The organism is bacterium (genome assembly GCA_019637795.1).
Taxonomy (GTDB): domain Bacteria; phylum Desulfobacterota; class Binatia; order HRBIN30; family CADEER01; genus JAHBUY01.
On record JAHBUY010000006.1, the window covers coordinates 321,364 to 338,838 of the forward strand.

General features: G+C 73.3%; 12 protein-coding genes, 1 tRNA gene and 2 pseudogenes. 4 read left to right on the forward strand and 11 right to left on the reverse strand.

Features of this window, described 5'->3' with window-relative positions:
* Positions 1 to 143 precede the first annotated feature (143 nt).
* Together KF840_21295 and KF840_21300 are read left to right on the forward strand one after the other, a co-directional pair.
* Positions 144 to 1,139 (forward strand): Dyp-type peroxidase, encoded by a 996-nt coding sequence (locus tag KF840_21295; GenBank protein MBX3027442.1) that lies wholly within the window; start codon positions 144 to 146, stop codon positions 1,137 to 1,139.
* A 65-nt stretch (positions 1,140 to 1,204) separates the two neighbouring features.
* Positions 1,205 to 3,175 carry a hypothetical protein gene (locus KF840_21300; protein MBX3027443.1) on the forward strand — a complete coding sequence of 657 codons (1,971 nt, stop codon included), beginning with the start codon at positions 1,205 to 1,207 and terminating at the stop codon, positions 3,173 to 3,175.
* A gap of 32 nt (positions 3,176 to 3,207) precedes the next feature.
* On the opposite strand, the gene KF840_21305 is transcribed toward KF840_21300, so the two are convergent.
* Genes KF840_21305 through KF840_21315 form a run of 3 tightly spaced genes read right to left on the reverse strand, consistent with a single transcriptional unit; the run spans position 3,208 to position 6,769 of the window.
* Positions 3,208 to 3,864, reverse strand: coding sequence for a hypothetical protein (locus KF840_21305; GenBank protein MBX3027444.1), 657 nt, complete (start codon positions 3,862 to 3,864; stop codon positions 3,208 to 3,210).
* A 44-nt stretch (positions 3,865 to 3,908) separates the two neighbouring features.
* The gene (locus KF840_21310; GenBank protein MBX3027445.1) at positions 3,909 to 5,672 is read right to left on the reverse strand and encodes a malonate decarboxylase subunit alpha; all 1,764 of its coding nucleotides are present in this window, start codon (positions 5,670 to 5,672) and stop codon (positions 3,909 to 3,911) included.
* Entirely contained in the window at positions 5,669 to 6,769 is a 1,101-nt protein-coding gene (locus tag KF840_21315; GenBank protein MBX3027446.1) for an alpha/beta fold hydrolase, read from the reverse strand. The genes KF840_21310 and KF840_21315 overlap by 4 nt, the downstream gene beginning before the upstream one ends.
* Positions 6,770 to 7,239: 470 nt before the next feature.
* Here KF840_21315 and KF840_21320 point away from each other — a divergent pair, with 470 nt between their 5' ends.
* Positions 7,240 to 8,349, forward strand: a complete 1,110-nt coding sequence (locus KF840_21320) for a hypothetical protein (protein MBX3027447.1) — start codon at positions 7,240 to 7,242, stop codon at positions 8,347 to 8,349.
* 83 nt (positions 8,350 to 8,432) lie between these two features.
* Here the strand turns inward: KF840_21320 and KF840_21325 are convergent.
* Positions 8,433 to 8,509: transfer RNA gene (locus KF840_21325), tRNA-Met, on the reverse strand.
* A gap of 127 nt (positions 8,510 to 8,636) precedes the next feature.
* Between KF840_21325 and KF840_21330 the strand changes: the two genes are divergently transcribed.
* Entirely contained in the window at positions 8,637 to 9,335 is a 699-nt protein-coding gene (locus KF840_21330) for an urease accessory protein (GenBank protein ID MBX3027448.1), read from the forward strand.
* A gap of 428 nt (positions 9,336 to 9,763) precedes the next feature.
* Here the strand turns inward: KF840_21330 and KF840_21335 are convergent.
* The 7 genes and pseudogenes from KF840_21335 to glnD all read right to left on the reverse strand — a co-directional run bounded on the left by KF840_21335 (position 9,764) and on the right by glnD (position 17,410).
* Positions 9,764 to 10,483: pseudogene (locus tag KF840_21335) on the reverse strand (rRNA pseudouridine synthase).
* A 22-nt stretch (positions 10,484 to 10,505) separates the two neighbouring features.
* Positions 10,506 to 11,102: pseudogene (scpB, locus tag KF840_21340) on the reverse strand (SMC-Scp complex subunit ScpB).
* A 14-nt stretch (positions 11,103 to 11,116) separates the two neighbouring features.
* Positions 11,117 to 11,965: a segregation/condensation protein A gene (locus tag KF840_21345; protein ID MBX3027449.1), complete on the reverse strand. Its 849-nt coding sequence runs from the start codon at positions 11,963 to 11,965 to the stop codon at positions 11,117 to 11,119.
* Positions 11,966 to 12,037: 72 nt separating this feature from the next.
* Complete coding sequence (trpS, locus tag KF840_21350) at positions 12,038 to 13,051, reverse strand: tryptophan--tRNA ligase (protein ID MBX3027450.1); 1,014 nt, start codon at positions 13,049 to 13,051, stop codon at positions 12,038 to 12,040.
* Positions 13,051 to 13,671, reverse strand: coding sequence for a site-2 protease family protein (locus KF840_21355; protein ID MBX3027451.1), 621 nt, complete (start codon positions 13,669 to 13,671; stop codon positions 13,051 to 13,053). The genes trpS and KF840_21355 overlap by 1 nt, the downstream gene beginning before the upstream one ends.
* Positions 13,672 to 13,806: 135 nt before the next feature.
* Entirely contained in the window at positions 13,807 to 14,691 is an 885-nt protein-coding gene (locus KF840_21360; protein MBX3027452.1) for a tyrosine recombinase, read from the reverse strand.
* Positions 14,692 to 14,713: 22 nt separating this feature from the next.
* Entirely contained in the window at positions 14,714 to 17,410 is a 2,697-nt protein-coding gene (gene glnD / locus KF840_21365; GenBank protein ID MBX3027453.1) for a [protein-PII] uridylyltransferase, read from the reverse strand.
* Between the last annotated feature and the right edge of the window lie 65 nt (positions 17,411 to 17,475).

Sequence of the window (17,475 nt, forward strand, 5' to 3'; positions counted from 1 at the left end):
ACCAAACAAAGAAGGAAGAATCATCTTCGACGTATGAGCCTGGTCGCGCTTAGTCAACAGAATTTTCGACCGCGGTGGCGCCGGCGCCCGCCGGCGGCGGCCGTTGCAACGCAAGGCCGTTTGCGTAGGATGCGCAACCGCCGATGGGCACACCGCAGAACGCCATTGACGCCGGACCCGGACGCTGCGCGCGCTTCCTGGTGCTCGAGGTCGGCACGCAGGCCGGCGCCGTCGAGCAGGTGCGCGGCGCGCTGGCGACGGTGCCCAATCTGGTTCGCGCCGTCGGGCACCGCGACGAGTCCGCGGCGCTGAGCTGCGTGGTGGCGATCGGCGCCGATGCCTGGTCGCGCCTGCTGCCCGATCGCAGCCGCCCGGCGCAACTGCACCGCTTCCCCGCGCTTGCCGATGGCGGCCGCACGGCGCCGTCGACCCCGGGCGACGTCCTCCTGCACATCCGCGCCGAGCGCGAGGACTTCTGCCACGAGCTGGCGCGCCTGGTGCTCGCCGCCCTCGGCGACACCGTCGCCGTCGTCGACGAGACGCACGGCTTCGCCTATCTCGACAGCCGCGATCTGATCGGCTTCGTCGATGGCACCGAGAACCCGCGCGGCGAGGAGCGGCTGGCCTGGACCATCGTCGGCGACGAGGACCCCGAGCACGCCGGTGGCAGTTACGTCACCGTCCAGCGCTACGTCACCGATTTCGCCGCCTGGCAGGCGCTCCCGACCGAGGCGCAGGAAGCGGCGATCGGCCGCACCAAGGCCGACGACGTCGAGCTCGACGACGCCGTCTGCCCAGCGAGCGCCCACAAGGAGCGCGCCAAGCTCGTCCGCGGCGGCGTCGAGCAGAAGATCCTGCGCCACAACCGCGCCTACGGATCGGCGCGCGAGTCCGGCACCTACTTCATCGCCTACGCCCGCGACCTCTCGGTGACCGAGGGGATGCTGGAGCGCATGTTCGTCGCCGACGCCGAGGGCGTGTACGACCGTCTGCTCGACGTCACCCGCCCGGTCACCGGCTGCCACTTCTTCGCCCCGGCCGAGGAGGTGCTGGAATCCCTGCCCGACGTCGCGGCCCCGCCGCCGGCGGCGGCAGACGAGCCAGCCCTGCCCATCGGCAGCCTGCGCGCGGGTCGCTGACGTCGGCTTTCTGCTTCCCAGCGCCACGCGCCGCGCCCTATAACTCCCGTCCTGGGGGGGACGCGATGCAGGGCACGGGCAAGCATCATCTGGTGATCGCGGCGGCGGTGCTGTTCAGCGCCGCGCCGCTGGCCGCGGCGACCTGCACGCAACAGGCCGACAGCACCTTCGCGCTGCTCCGTTCGATCTTCCAACGGAAGGGTTGCGCCAGCGCGTACTGCCATGACGGCACCGCCTCGGGTGGGCTCGACCTGACCGCCGACGATCTCTACGACCGCCTCGTCGACGCCCCGGTGCAGAGCGTCCCGAGCCGGCCCGGCCTGCACCGGATTTCCCCGGCCAAGAAGGAGAACAGCCTGCTGTGGCTGAACGTCGCGGCCGCCACCCTGCCCAGCCAGTGGACGGCGCCGCTGCGCGCCATGCCGCTCGGCGGCCTGCCGCCGCTGACCCAGAACGAGCTCCAGGTGCTGCAGCTCTGGATCGAGGACGGGGCGCCGCGCACCGGGGTCGTGCCCGGAAGCGGCGAGCTGGTCGACGCCTGCCTGCCGCCACCCGAGCCGCTCGAGACCAAGCCGCTCGCACCACCGCCGGCCGGCACCGGCATCCAACTGCGGGCGCCGCGCCAGGTCCTGCCGCCGCGCAGCGAGCGCGAGGCCTGCTTCGTCACGTACTACGACGTCACCGACCAGGTGCCGCCGCAGTTCCGCGGTCCGAACGACGACACCTTCCGCTACAAGCGGATCGACGCTCGCCAGGATCCCCTCAGCCACCACGCCGTGGTGATCCCCTACCATGGCGCGACGCCGATCACCTCGCCCGTGTGGGGTCCCTTCACCTGCGGCGGCGGCGCGCGCGACGGCGCCGCCTGCGATCCGCGCGACCTCCACGCGTGCGGCGACGACGGCGTGTGCGGCAGCGCGCCGACGCCCAGCGTCGCCTGCATCGGCTACGGCCCCGGCGACGCCGGCATCGGCGTCGGCAACGACAGCCTCTTCAACACCATGGCCGCCGGCCTGGGATCGCAGGCCGGCGTCTACGCCGAGGCGCCGCTGCGCGGCACCCTGGTGTGGAACTCGCACGCCTACAACGTGACCGACATGCCCGGGAAGCTGGACATCTGGGTCAACCTGGAATTCGCGGCGCCGGCGGAGCAGCGGTTTCCGCTGCAGCGCTTCACCGAGGTGTTCGAGCAGTTCCGCCTCGCCGTGCCGGCGTTCGGCGCCCAGGAGCTGTGCGCCCGCTACGTCGTGCCGCCGAACGCCGCGGTCATCGAGCTCAGCTCCCACAACCACAAGCGCGGCAAGCGCTTCCAGATCTGGGAGGGAGCGTTCACCTGCGCCGGCGGCGCCAACGTCGGCAAGGCCTGCGCGCCGACCGGCGCCGACCCCGGCCTCGGGCTCGACGATCCCTGCGGCGGCGCCCCCTGCCTCGCCCCCAACGTGCCACGCGTCGGCGACTGCGATCAGAACGACGCCGTGACCGTCGACGAGCTGCTGCTCGGCGTCAACATCGCGCTCGGACAGATGCCGCTGGAGAGCTGCGCTCGCTTCGACGGCGATGGCGACGCCGCCGTCGGCATCGACGAGTTGCTCGCCGCGGTGCAGGCGCTGCTCAATCCGTGGCGCGACGCCGACGCCAGCCTGCTCTACACCAGCCTCTCGTACTCGGACCCGGCGGTGGCGCGCTTCGATCCGCCGCTCCGCCTCGGCCGCGCCGGATCGAGCGAGCGGGCGCGGACGCTGACCTACTGCGGGTTGTACGACAACGGCGCCACCAACCCGGCGCAGGTGAAGCGCCGGTCGACCTCGCCGCTGCCGACCGCCGGCTTCCCCGGCGGTCCGTGCCGCCAACCGGTCGCCTGCGTCAGCGGGCGCGTCGGCGCCGCCTGCGCCGGCAGCACGCCGGCGCAGCGCGACGCCGCGTGCGACTCGACGCCGGGCGCCGGCGACGGCGACTGCGATGCCTGCCCGGTGACCTTCGGCACCACCACCGACGACGAGATGTTCATCATCCTCGGCGCCTACTTCACGGAGTGACCGCCGACGCGGCGGCGGGGCCCGCGACGGCTTCAGCGGCGCTGGAAGCTCGCCCGCTGGCGATCCCGCAGCGCGGCGCGCACACGCGTCAGCGCCGCCGGGTCGATGGCCCGCGGGCGCGCCGCGGCGGTGCCAGCCTGCGGCACCACCACTTCCTCGAGCATGCCGCGGTACTGGCTGAACGCGCACTGCTCGATGTCGAAGGGCGGCGCGCTGGCGTCGACGTTGAGCGTCTGGCCCTGCGGCCCGAGCGTCAGGCCGCCGCCGAGCTCGGTGAGGTCGGAGGCGTCGGGCTTCCTGAACCAGCCGACGATCGTCGCCGCGTTGGGGCCGGTCACGGTGCCGCCGATGAACAGGTCGGGCGTGAAGCCGAGCAGATTGACGATGACGACCTCGCCGTCGCTGCGCCACAGCGCCTCGAGGTCGGCGGCGCCGCAGCCGGCATTCCAGCGGCCGATGTAGTAGCAGTCGGCCGTCCCCGGTTGGGTGTTGTCGTCGCGGAAATTGATCGGACACTGGGCGCTGGGCTGACACTGGCCGAGGGCGTTGTTGACGGCCGTGATCAGCTCGTTGATCGACACCTGGCCGTTGCCGTCGCAGTCGCCGCAGCACTGGGCGTCGGCGCCCGGTGGGGCCAGCAGCAGCACGGCGAGCAGGATGAGCGGCATCGGGTATCTCCAGGCAGCCATGCGCCCAGCCTCGCCCGCGCCGGTGGACGATGCAAGCCGCCGTCTCAGAGCCAGCCGCGCAGCGGGCCGCCGTCGCGCAGGTCGAACCCGGCGCCGCCGAGCAGCACCGCCGGCAGCGTGCGCACCTCCGACGCCGGCAGGCGGACCACGCCGCCGCTCGCTTCGACGACGTCGCGCCGCGGGTCGATGCCGGGCATGACGGCGACCACCTCCACTCCGCGCGGCGCGAGTTGCAGCAGGCCGACCGGGGTCGCCCAGAATACCCGTTTCCCCGCCGCCAGGGCGCGGCGGCCGTTGAAGGTGATCTGCTCGACCGCGTCGACGAACTTCGGCGCGCCGCGGGCGACGACGCGCAGCCGCCCGTTCTCGATCGCCAGCGTGCCGCGCTGCGCCCAGTGGCAGACGAACAGCACCGTCGCGGCCGCGGTGCTGAGATCGATGAAGCCGCCCGGCCCGACGAAGTGGCGCGGGCCCTCGCCGCGCTGCGAGACGTTGACGTTGCCATGGCGGTCGACCTGCAGGGCGCCGAGACAGGTGACGTCGAGCCGCTGGTAGCACAGGCGGAACATCTCGGCCGACGACAGGATCTGGCGCGGCGCGATCGCGGCGCCGAAGTAGATGCCCGACGCCGGCACGCCGCCGACCGGCCCGCTCTCGACGAGGAAGGTGACGCGCTCGAGGCCGCCGGCCTCGTACACCGCCGCCGGGATCTCCTCCGGCATCCCGGTGCCGATGTTGACGTAGGCGCCGCGCCGGCCGACCGCGCAGAGCACCGCCGCCGCCAGGCGCGCCACCGCGGCGTCGACCGCCGTGCGCCGGGCGGTGATGCCGACCAGGCGGTTGATGAACCGCACCCGCGCCAGGGCGGGGCCGATCGCGCCGCCGGCGTCGGTCGTCACCGCCAGCCACGGGTCGCGATGGAACACCGCCGCCGTCTGTTCGGCGTCGGGGTGGACGACGATCGCGTCCACCATCTCCGCCGGCAGGTAGACCTGCGCCGCGTCGTGCGGCACCAGGCGGCCGACCACCGCCAGCACGCGGCCGCCGTTGCGGCGCGCGGCGCGGGCGATCTCGGCCGTCTCGCCGATCATCGCGCAGTGGCGCACGTAGATGTTGCCGGCGCGATCGGCGGCCGGCGCGTTGAAGATCGCCACGTCCACCGGCGGCACCTCGTAGCGCAGCTTGCCGCCGACGACGTGCACGAGCTGCTCGTCGCTGGTGCCGGCGACCGGCGACCCCGGACCGACCCGCGGATCGATGAAGGTGCCGATGCCGGTCTCGCTCACCAGCGAGCGCTCGCCGCGGCCGAGCCCCTCGAGCAACAGCGCCAGCGTCCCCTGCGGGATGCACTGCAGCGCGCAGCGCCCGCGCGCCGCCAGCTCGAGCATGGCGTGGAACGTCTCCAGGTGTCCCGAAATCAGGCGCGTGCACAGGCCGTCGCGGCCGAGCTCCTCGAGCGTGCCGGGCGCGCGCCCGCGGCCCCCGTGCCCGCCGAGGTTGATGACCGTCAGGCCGGCAGGATGGCCGGTCTCCTCGAACGACTCGCGGATCGCCCAGTAGAGGATCGAGGCGCGCTGGTTGCCGCCGAGCCCGGAGCAGGCGACGACGTCCCCGTCGCGCAGCAGCGCCGCGGCGCTGCGCGCGTCCATGAAGCGCGGATCACCGACCACCGGGCTGGGGTAGCGGGTGTCGTGCCGCTGCCAGGCGAAGGCGGCGCGGGCGAGCTGGGCGAGGATCGCGGCGCGTTCGCGCAGACCGAGCGACGGCACCGCGTGGGGCGCGCCGGCGCGCGACCGCGCGGCGCTCACCGCCGGCTCGCGACCGCGCGCAGCCGGCCGCGGCGTCGGCTCGGCAGGCGCTGGCGATGGCGGTCCAGCCAGGCGCCGACGATCGGGTAGACGTCGTCCGGCGCGTGCAGACCGAGGATCAGGTCGGCGTGACTGTAGTCGTGGGCGTCGCCGTGGGCGCGACCGACGACGCGGAACGCCTTGTCCGGCGAGGCGATGCGGCGATGCACCGCCTCGAGATCGCGCACCGGCGTCAGCTCGTCGTGGCTGCCGGCGATGATCAGCACCGGCGTGGTGACGCGCTCGAGGTGCTCGGTGAAATCGAACATCTGGTAGCGATCGCTCATCGCCCGCGTGTCGTACCAGCGCGCGAACTCGCGCAGCAGCGATGCCGGCACGTCGTCGATCGCGGTCAGCATCAGGACGCGCAACAGCTCGGCATCGGCATTGCCGGGATGGAAGCCGAGATCGGCGATGCTCCGCTCCAGCAGACGCGACAGCGGCCGCGCGAACGGCGCGCCGAGCCGCGCGGCGAGGCCGAGCGGCAGGCGGGTCGGCACGTAGCGCAGCAGGCCGCGGTACGGCAGGCCGAAGTCGAGCACCGGATGGCCGACGGCGCTCATGGTCGGCGACCCGAGCGTGACGGCGCTGGCGATCTTGCCGTGGATCGGGCTCATCAGCAGCGCGTAGGCGATCATGCCGCCCATCGAGTGCCCGACCCAGTGCACCTGCCGCGCTCCGGTCTCGCGCAGCACGACGCGCAGCGCCGCGGGGGCGTCGTGCTGGACGTAGTCCTCGAAGCTCCACGTGTACCGCTTGCCGTTGAACCAGGTGGGGCGGGTCGACCGCCCGGCCCCGCGCAGCTCGATCACCCAGACATCGTACCCCTGCCGCCGCAGGTAGCGCGCCAGCGACAGGCGGCCCGGCCCGTCCATGTCCCAGCGGTTGGACGACATCCCGTGGCAGAGCACCACCGGCGTCGCGTGCGCGCGCTGAGCCGGCTGATAGCGGTAGAGGGCGAGGCGCCAGCCGTCGCGGGTCCGCGCCGCGTACGGAGCCGGCTGCGCGTCGCGGTCGCGTTCGAACCAGGCGTCGATCACCCGCTGCAGCGTTTGCATCCGCTCGACACCTAGCAGAGGTCGGCCGTCGTCACAGGCCCAGGCGCAGGCGCGACGCCGCGCAACCGCCAGCCCACTCCGGCTCCCGAGGAAGGCGCGTCGGCGACGCCGGCGTCGAGGGTTGGGCGCGCCACGGCAACGCGCAGCTAGCCCCGGGGCTGGCCTTGATGCGACAAGAGCCTTTCACCACGGAGGCACGGAGACACGGAGAGTACTGATCTCGAAGCCCGCCCAGCGTTCATCCCAACGTTCATTGGAAATGGAGTGAGAAGAGGCCCCGCGCCTTCGCCATGGCACCGAGCCCTCCGTGTCTCCGTGCCTCCGTGGTGAGGAGTTTTCTGTCTCATCGACGCAGGCCGCATGCCGACGGAGGGCTGAGCGAGCACGGCCGAATGGCGTGCGATCGGCGCTCGCCGTGGTAGCGCATTCATGAAGGATCCGGGCTAGGGTGCGGCGACCGTCGCCGCCCGATGCCAACCATCCAGCTCACCTACCGGGGACTGTGCACGCGCGTCGAGGGCGCCGACGCGGACGAGCTGGCGTGGCTCACGGAGTTCCTGTCGCCCGCCTTCGGGCGCGATGATGCGGCGCCCGCCGACTGCGTCGTGGCGGTCGAGGACGACGCCGCGCGGCTGGCGCGGCTCCGCGCGGTGGTCGACGACGCGGCGCCGCCGGCGCTCTGCCTGGTCCAGGACACCGGCCCGATCTGCCTGCCGGCGCGCCACGACGCCGAGCGGTCGGTGGTCCGCCACGACGACGCGCAGCTCGCCTACGTGGCGAGCGCGGATCGGCGGCGGATCGCGGTGGTGGCGGCGCGCCGCCACGAGAAGCGCCGCACCGCGCTGATGAAGCTGGTGCGCGAGCTGGCGATGTCCGCCGCCTGGTCGCGCGACAGCCTGGTGCTGCACGCCGCCGCCGGCGTCGCCGGCGGCTCGGCGATCCTCATCGCCGGCCCGAAGCGCGCCGGCAAGTCGAGCCTGCTGCTGCACCTGTTGCGCGCGCCGGGCGCGCGCCTGCTCAGCAACGATCGCACCGTCCTGGCGCTGGCGGACGAGGGAACGGTCGCCCACGGCATGCCGACGATCGTCAATCTGCGGCCCGACACCGTCGGCGCCCGCTTCGCCGACGACGCGGCGCGCGGCGACGCCTACCGCCATCGCTTCGCGCTCACCGTGGCGGAGGCCGCGGCGCGCCCGCCGGTCGCCGCGCCCGCGGACCGGCCGCTCTCCTGCTCGCCGCCGCAGCTCGCGCACCTGCTCGGCATCGACCTGGTGGGCCAGGCGCCGGCCGGCGTCCTGCTGCTGCCGCGCGTCGATCCGACCGCGCGCGGCATCGCGCTGCAGCGCCTGTCCACCGGCGAGGCCGCCGACCGTCTGGCCGAGGTCCTCTTCGCCGCCCACAGCGGGCCCCGCATCTCGGAGGTCTTCGCCCTCCCCGATCGCAGCCGCGCGCCCCGCCCGGCCGAGCTCGCCCATCTGTGGCGCGCCTGCGTCGAGCGGCTGCGCGTCTTCGCCTGCCGTCTCGGTCCCGACGCCTACGCCGGCGACGCCACCTCCCTGCTCGCCCGCCTGCGCGACTGAGCGCGCCGCGCGGGGCATCCGCCGCGCCTGCGGCGCTCGAACGACGACGGCCCGCGACTCCTCGGGAGCCGCGGGCCGTCGATTGGTTGCGGGGGGAGGATTTGAACCTCCGACCTTCGGGTTATGAGCCCGACGAGCTACCGGACTGCTCCACCCCGCGTCAGGGGAATCGCAGAGTTAGCCGCAGGGGGTGGTGAAGTCAACGGGGGCGATTGACACCACCGACACAGCGGGCAGAGTCCGCGCGTGCCGATCGCAGAGACCTCCGCCGCGCGCGGGCGACCACCGTGCTGACCGTCCTCTTCCTCGGCCTGCTGGTCGGCTTGCGGCACGCGCTGGAGGCCGACCACATCGCGGCGGTGACGTCGCTCGCCAGCCGCGCCGCGTCGTGGCGCGAGCGGCTGGCGGTGGCGGCGGTCTGGGGCAGCGGACACGCCCTGGCGCTGATGCTGCTCGGCGGCACGCTCGTCGCCCTCGGCACCGCCCTGCCGGAACGCGTGGCGCGCGGCTTCGAGATGGCCGCCGGCGGCATGCTGATCGCGCTCGGCGCCGACGTGCTGCGCCGCCTGCGCCGGCGGCGCGTGCACCTCCACGTCCATGCGCACGGCGACGGCGTCCGCCACCTGCACATCCACGCCCACGACGCGACGCCACAGCACGCGCCCGCGGCGCACGCGCACCGGCACCCGTTCGGGCTGCTGCCGCGCGCGCTCGCCGTCGGCGGCATCCATGGCCTCGCCGGCTCGGGGGCGCTGGTGGTGCTGTCGATGCAGATGCTCGGCTCCGGCGCCCTCGCGGTCGTCTACGTCCTCTGCTTCGCGATCGGCTCGATCCTCGGCATGACCGCCTTCTCGCTGGTGCTCACCCTGCCCTTCGCGCTCTCGCCGCGCCTGCTCGAGGCGACCGCCGGCCGCCTGGAGGCCGCGGTCGGCGTCGTCACCATCACCCTCGGCGGCTGGATGGCGCTGCAGGCGGCCGCCTTCTGACGGGCGCGGTCGCGCCGGCTTCGGCGGCGGACGCCGCCGCCGGGCCAGCGTCCCGCTCGCGCCTGCCTAGCGGCGCGGCGCGGCTGCGGCCGCCCGCGCCGGCGCGCGGCGACGCCGTGCGCCGCGGCGCGGGCCGCCGGCGCCACGCGGGTGCTCGTCGTCACGCCCGGGCGGCACGGATGGGCCCGCACGCCGGGGCTGGCGGGACGGCGCGGCGGCCCCGCGATCCTCGCCGCGCATGGCGGCGGCGGGCGCGGCGCGCGGCGCGGCGGCTGGCCGCCCTGCTGCCAGCGACCGTGGGCCCCCCGAGTTGGCGGCCGCGCTGGCGCGCTGGCATCCCCGGCGTCGTCGCGGCGGACGGGCGGGCGCTGGCGGCCGCGCGGCGGACGCGCCGGACGCGGCGGCGGCGCCGGCCGGCGGAGCTGCTCGACCTCACCCGGATCGAGGTGGCGCCAGTGGCCGGGCGGCAGCGCGCCGAGCCGCAGGCCGCCGAAGGCGACGCGCACCAGCTTCTCGACCGGCAGGCCGACCGCCTCGCACATGCGCCGCACCTGGCGGTTCTTGCCCTCGGCGAGCGTGATCGAGAGCCATGTCTTGTGCGCGCGCTGGCGCAGGATGCGGACCTCGGCCGGATTGGTGGTGCCGTCGGCGAGGCGCACGCCGCCCGCCAGCGTGGCGAGCTGGCTCGGTTGCGGATCGCCCTTCACCTTCACCTGGTAGGTCTTGCGGATTCCATAGCGCGGGTGGGTGAGGCGCAGCGCCAGCTCGCCGTCGTTGGTGAGCAGCAGCAGGCCGGCCGAGTGGTAGTCGAGGCGGCCGACCGGAAAGACGCGCGCCCGCACGCCCTTCAGCAGGTCGCGCACGGTCGGCCGGCCCTCCGGGTCGTCGAGCGTGGTGACGACGCCGACCGGTTTGTTCAGCAGCAGATAGATGGGCGGCGCCGACGGCCGCAGCGGCTTGCCGTCAACCGCGATCCGATCCGTCCACGGATTCGCCCGCGTCCCCAGCTCCGTCGTCGTCCGCCCGTTCACCGTCACCCGCCCCGAGCGGATCAGCGCTTCCGCCGCTCGCCGCGAGCTCACCCCCGCCTGGCTGAGAATCTTCTGCAGTCGCTCGCCACTCGTCGGCGTCGTCGATGACCGTTTCATCTTCCGGCTCCTGCACCGGACCGATTTCCTTCAGCGCCGGCAGTTGTGCGAGGTCGTTGAGGCCGAAGACCTCGAGGAACTCGGGCGTCGTCCCGTACATCAGCGGCCGGCCGACGGCCTCCTTGCGGCCGGCGATCTTGATCAACCGCCGCGCCAGCAGGGTGGTGATGGCGCTGTCGCAGTCGACGCCGCGCACCGCCTCGATCTCGGCCCGCGTCGCCGGCTGCTTGTAGGCGACCACCGCCAGCGTCTCGAGCGCCGCGCGGCCGAGCCGCGCCGGCCGCTCGCGCAGCAGCGAGCGCACCCAGTCGGCGTTGGCCGGCGCGCTGCGCAACTGGAAGCCGCCGGCCACTGCCTGCAGCGTGATGCCGCGCCCTGGCTGATTGTAGGTCGCCATCAGGCGCTCGACCGACGCCCGGACCTCCTTCGCCGTCGGCCCCTGCAGCACGTCGACCATGCGCTTGAGCGCCAACGGCGAGCCCGCCGCGAAGAGCAGGCTCTCGACGATGCCGTCGAGCCGTTCGGCCAGCGCCTCGGCGCCGCTCGCCACCTCCGGCGGCAGCGCGCCGCCGCCCACCACCTCGTCCGTCACAGCCTCCACCACATCCTCCTCTCCCATCGCCGGCTCCGCGCTCACTCCTCGGCCGCGAGCCCCGGATCGGGCTGCGCCGCCGCGCTCCCGTCGTACTCCTCCAGCAGGTCGATCGCCACCGTCGAGACGTCGTCCACCGCGAGGGTGATGACGATCGGCCCGAGCACCTCCTCTTGCAGCGCCTCGACCACGTGTTGCTTCATCAGCTCGAGCACGGCCAGGAAGGTGACGATCACGTAGCCGCGCGTCGGGCGCTCCCCGAACAGGCTGTCGAAGGCGACCCGGCGGGCGACGCCGAGGGTCGCCAGCAGGCCGTCGATGCGCGACCGCAGCGAGATGGCCTCGCCTTCGACCTGATGCACCGGGTCCGGCGCCGCCCGCTTGAGCACGGCGCGGAACGCCTCCATGAGCTCCCACAGGGTGACACGGATCCGCGGCACGCCCTCGGGCTCCGGCGGCAGGCCCTCGCTGCTGGGCTCGCGCGCGAACGTGTCGCGGCGCAGCAGCGGCCGCTCGGCCAGCGCCTCGGCCGCCTCGCGGAAGCGCTGGTACTCGAGCAGTTGGCGGACCAGGTCGGCGCGCGGGTCGGCCTCCTCGCCCTCCTCCGGCTCGGCCGACGGCAGCAGCAGGCGCGACTTGATCAGCGTCAGCGTCGCCGCCATGACCAGGTACTCGCCGGCGATGTCGAGGTTGAGGTCGCGCATCAGGTCGAGGTAGCCGAGGTACTGCTCGGTGATCCGCGCCACCGGCAGCTCGCGCACGTCGACCTCGTTGCGCTTGATCAGGTGCAGCAGCAGATCGAGCGGCCCCTCGAACAGCTCGAGCCGCACCCGATAGGGCAGCCGCAACGGCAGTTGGACGCCGCCCGCCTGGTCCTGCTCCCCGCTCATGGATGCCGTCTTCCTAGCCCGAAATGGTCCGAGATTGCACGCGCGGCGCCGACGGGCCGCTCTCCCCGCCGCTCAGATCTTCATCGCCTCGCGCACGGCGCCCATGGTCTCGGCGGCGGCGCGCCGGGCCCTGGCGTTGCCGCTGGCGAGCACGTCGCCGACGATCTCCGGGGTGCGCTCGAGCTCGCCGCGGCGGGCGCAGATGGGGGCGATCTCGGCCAGCACGTGCTTGATCATGAGGCGCTTGCAGTCGAGGCAGCCGATGCCGGCGCTGCGGCAGCCCTCGTTCACCACCGCCAGCTCCTGCGGCGTGCAGTAGATGCGGTGCAGGTTGTAGGCCGGGCAGTCGTTGGGATCGCCGGGATCGGTGCGGCGGACGCGGCGCGGGTCGGTCGCCATGCGCTCGAGCTTGCGCGCGATGTCGTCCGGCGGCTCGGAGAGGAAGACGGCGTTGTGGTAGCTCTTGCTCATCTTGCGGCCGTCGGTGCCGGGGATCTTCGGCGACTCCGTCAGCAGCGCTTCCGGCTCGACCAGCACCTTGCCGTAGAGATGATTGAAGCGGCGCGCCACTTCGCGGGTCATCTCGAGGTGCGGCACCTGGTCGACGCCGACCGGCACGCCGGTGGCGCGGTAGATGAGGATGTCGGCCGACTGCAGCACCGGGTAGCCGAGCATGCCGTAGTTGAGATGGCTCATCGCCGTCTCGTCGTCGCCGCTGTCGAGCAGCCCCAGCTCGCGCGCCTGCTCCTTGATGGTCGGGTTACGCAGCAGCCAGGGCGTCGGCACGATCATCGACAGCAGGAGGTGCAGCTCGGCGTGCTCCTTGACGGCCGACTGCACGAACAGCACGACGCGCTCGGGGTCGAGGCCGGCGGCGAGCCAGTCGAGCACCATCTCACGGGTGCTGTCGCGGACGCCGCTCGGATCCTGCCAGCCGGTGGTGAGCGCGTGCCAGTCGGCGACGAAGAAGAAGCACTCCCCCTCGTCCTGCAGGCGCAGCCAGTTGACCAGCGCGCCGCGCAGGTGCCCGAGATGCAGCCGGCCGGTCGGCCGGCAGCCGCTGACGATCCGCCGTCGGCCTGCCATCATCCCCTCACCAGCACGTGGACCAGCAGTCGCGTCACCGGCCCGATCAGCGAGCCGACCACGCCGGTGTAGAGGAGCCCGACGACGATCAGCATGCCGTAGGGTTCGAGCCGCCCGAACGCCCGCGCCACCGGCAGCGGCAGCAGGCCGAAGAGGACGCGGCCACCGTCGAGCGGCAGGATGGGCAGCATGTTGAACACGGCCAGCGCGACGTTGATCTGCATGCCGACGATCGGCACCTGGGCGGCGGCCCGCAGGTCGTGCAGGAGGAGCTGGTGCGCCAGCCAGACGCAGATGACGGCGAGCGCGAGATTGGTCGCCGGCCCGGCGAGGGCGACGAAAACCATGTCGCGCTTGGGACGGCGCAGGCGGCCGAAGTGGACCGGCACCGGCTTCGCCCAGCCGAAGATCGGCAGCCCGGTGACCGCCAGCAGCAGCGGCAGGATGACGCTGCCGAAGGGGTCGATGTGGGGAATCGGGTTCAGCGTCAGGCGGCCGGCGCGGACCGCCGTGTCGTCGCCCAGGCGATACGCCACCCAGCCATGCGCGATCTCGTGCAGGATGATGGACAGCAAGAGCGGCGGCGCGACGAGGATGATTGCGAGGATCGGCGTGGCCACGCCCTGGGGTTATCAGAAACCCCACGCGAACCACAGGGAGGGCGCCCCCTCCCCGCGCCGCTCCCGCCACCCCCTGCCCGTCGAGCGCGCGGGCGCGGGCCTGGCGAGACGGCGCCGCGTTGATCGGGATGGAGGTCAGCCCCGGGGATGGAACTTCTTGTGCACCTCGCGCAGGCGCTCGCGCGCCACGTGGGTGTAGATCTCGGTCGTGCCGATGTCGGCGTGGCCGAGCATGAGCTGCACCGCGCGCAGGTCGGCGCCGCCCTCGACCAGGTGGGTGGCGAAGGCGTGGCGCAGGGTGTGCGGGCTCACGTGCTCGCGCAGGCCGACCTGCAGGGCGCGCCGGCGCAGGCGGCGCCAGAACGACTCCCGGGCCATCGGCGTGCCGGCGCGGGTGACGAACAGGTAGGGGCTGAGGCGGCGGCCGAGGAGTTGCGGCCGGACGTCGCGCAGGTAGACGAGCAGCCGCTCGCGCGCCAGCGTGCCGATCGGCACCGCCCGTTCCTTGCGCCCCTTGCCGCTCACCGTCAGGTAGCCGGCCTCCAGCTTGACCTGGGCCACCGTGAGGCCGACCGTCTCCGACACCCGCAGGCCGGCGGCGTACATGAGCTCGATCATCGCCAGGTCGCGCTGCAGCAGCGGGTCGGCGGCGGCGGCGCCGAGCAGCTCGGCCACGCTCACCTGGGCGAGCGCCTGGGGCAGCGGCCGCCCGAGCCGCGGCCGGCGCAGCTCGCGGCTCGGATCGACGGCGAGCACGCCGTCGCGGACGAGAAAGGCGAAGAGGCCGCGCAGCGCGGCGAGCGCACGCGCCCGGCTGCGCGCGGCGAGGCCGCGCCGCTGCTCGGCCTCGAGGAAGGCGACCAGGTGCCCCGGCAGCACCGCCGCCGGGGTGCGCACGCCGGCGCGCTCGAGGAACTGGACCAGCGCGGCGCAGTCGCGTCCGTAGCCCGCCAGGGTGTGGGGCGAGAGCCGCCGCTCGGCCGCCAGCCAGCTCAGGTACCGATCCACCGCCGCGTCCACCGCCGCCCCTCCCCGCCCGCGCTCAGCCGGTGGCCGCCAAGGGCGCCGCCACCAGCGGCTTCAGCTCCTCGAGCACCGTGCCCTGGATGAGCGCCAGGGTGCCGGGATCCTCGATCTTCCGGCCCTCCCCGTCGGTCACGTAGAAGACGTCGAAGACGCGATCGACGGTGGTGGTGATCTTCGCCAGGTGGATCGACAGCCCGAGGTGGTAGAGGGCGTTGGCGATCGCGAACAGGACGCCGACGCGATCAACGGTGAAGACGTCGATGACCGTGTAGTCCTCGGACACCGCGTTGTCGATCTCGACCGTCGTCGGGAAGCGCGGCACCACCTTCTCCGCCAGCACCGACGGCCTTGCCGCCCTGGCCACCATCTGCTCGACGTCGAGCTCGCCGGTCAGCACCTTGCCGACGGCGCTCTGGATGCGGTCCCAGCGCTCGCCGTCGGTGGCGATGGCCGCGCCCTCGAGATGGGTGACGCGGAAGACGTCGAGCGCCATGCCGCTGCCGCCGGTGGCGATGCGCGCCGCCGCGATGTTCATGCCGTAGGCGCGCAGCACGCCGGTGAGGCGGGCGAACAGGCCGGGTTGGTCGCGGGTGACGACCGTGAACTCGCTGAACTCGCGCTCGGGAAAGTGCGCGACGCTGGTCACCAGCGGCTCCTCGGCGAAGCGGCGCACCAGCTCGAACTGCTGCTCGATGTCGTCCTCGGGGGTGCTGAGGAAGTAGCGGTCGGGGAGATCGGCGAGGAACCGCTGCAGCGTCTCGTCGGCGCGACCGGCGAGCGCCGCGCCGACGCGGGCGCGGATGCGGTTGGCGCGCTCCACCTGCGCCTGCCCGACCGTGTCGCCGCGCTCCAGCGCGTCCACCGCCAGGGCGTAGAGCTCGCCGAGCAGCAGGTCCTGCCAACTGTTCCACAGCTTGGGGTTGGTCGCGCCGAGGTCGGCGAAGGTGAGGACGAACAGCTTCTGCAGGGTCGGCAGGGTGCCGACGGTGCGCACGAAGTCGAGCACCAGCTTGGGGTCGTGGATGTCGCGGCGGGTGGCGAGGTGGTGCATCAGCAGGTGGTGGCGCACCAGCAGCTCGAGCTGAGCGGTGTCGTCGGCGTTGAGGCCCAGGCGCGCCGCGGCGGCGCGCGCCATCACCGCGCCCTTGTTCGAGTGGTCGCCGCCGAGCCCCTTGCCGATGTCGTGGTACAGCATCGCCAGGTACAGCACCTCGATGCCGTCGATCTCGCGCATCACCTGCGTCAGCAGCGGCGCCTGCGCCTTGAAGGCGCCGTGCAGCAGCGCCTCGAGCCGGGCGACGGCGCGCAGCGTGTGCTCGTCGGCGGTGTAGATGTGGTAGCGGTCGTACTGCGCCAGGCAGCGCAGGTGCGCGAGCTCGGGCAGGAAGGCGTCGAGCACGTCGAGGTCGTGCATCTCCTGCAGGGTCTCGGCGACGCCGTGCGTCCACTGCAGGATGTCGAGGAAGGCCTGCACCGCGGCCGGGTCGCTGCGCACCCGGTCGTCGATGAGGTGGGCGTGCGCGCGCACCGTGCGCCGGCTGGCGGCGCTGAGCGGCACGCCGTGGCGCTGCGAGTCGGCGAAGACGCGGAGCAGCAGCGCCGGCTGATCGCGGAACAGCGCCGGATCGCCGACGATCAGCTCGGAATTGGTGACGCGGACCCCGGGTCGCAGTTGGCGGGCCGCCAGCGCGCCGAGCAGCCGGTACGGCGCCGGCGTGGCGATGCAGCGCGAGATGATGTTGTCGCAGAAGCGGTGCACGGCGCGCGCCTGCAGGTAGTAGTGGCGCATGAACTGCTCGACGGCGCGCAGCGCCGGCGTGTCGCGATAGCCGAGGTCGGCGGCGATGCGTTCCTGGAACTCGAAGGTCAACTGGTCCTGGTGCTGGCCGGAGAGGAAGTGGAGGGCGTTGCGCACCCGCCAGAGGAAGTCGCGGGCGGCGCGCACCTCGTCGTACTCGCTCTCGGTGAGCACGCCCTTGGCGACCAGATCGGCGAGGTCCTGGATCACGTACTTGACCTTGGCGAGCCACATCGCCGTGTGCAGGTCGCGCAGGCCGCCCTCGCCCTCCTTCACCTGCGGCTCGACCAGGTAGACCGAGTCGCCGTAGCGACGGTGGCGCTCGGCGCTCTCCGCCACCTTGTCGCGAAAGAAGCGGCCGGAATTGCGCTTGAGCAGATCGCGCTCGAGGGTGCGCGCCACCTGCTCGTAGAGGGCCCCGTCGCCGGCGAGCAGGCGGGTGTCGAGGAGCGCCGTCTTCACCTTCAGGTCCTGGCCGCCGAGCTTGACGCAGTCGCGCACGCTGCGCACCGCCTGACCGACCGTGAGGCCGGTGTCCCAGAGCGCGTACAGCACCTTCTCGGTGACGGTCTCGACGAACGCGTCGGCGCGCTGCGGGTAGACGAACAGCAGGTCGATGTCCGAGCAGGGATTGAGCTCGCCGCGCCCGTAGCCGCCCTGCGCCACCAGCGCCACCCGCTGGTCGAGGACCGTGAAGCGTTCGGCGTAGCTGGCGCGCGCCGCCTCGTAGAGGCTGCGCACCAGGTGGTCGATGACGCCGGTCCACTCGCGCACGATCGCCTCGCCGCTGGCGCCGGCGAGATGGCGGGCGAAGAGGACCTCGCGCGCCGCCGCCAGGAACTCCTTGCCGCCGCGGCCCCAGGCGTCGCCAAGCCGCAACGGCGGGATCGCCTCGAGCACGGGGACGGCGTTCATGGCGGGTCAATACTCCGCACGTCGACCCGCGGGGCGCAAGATCGGGCACCCCTGGAACCGATGGC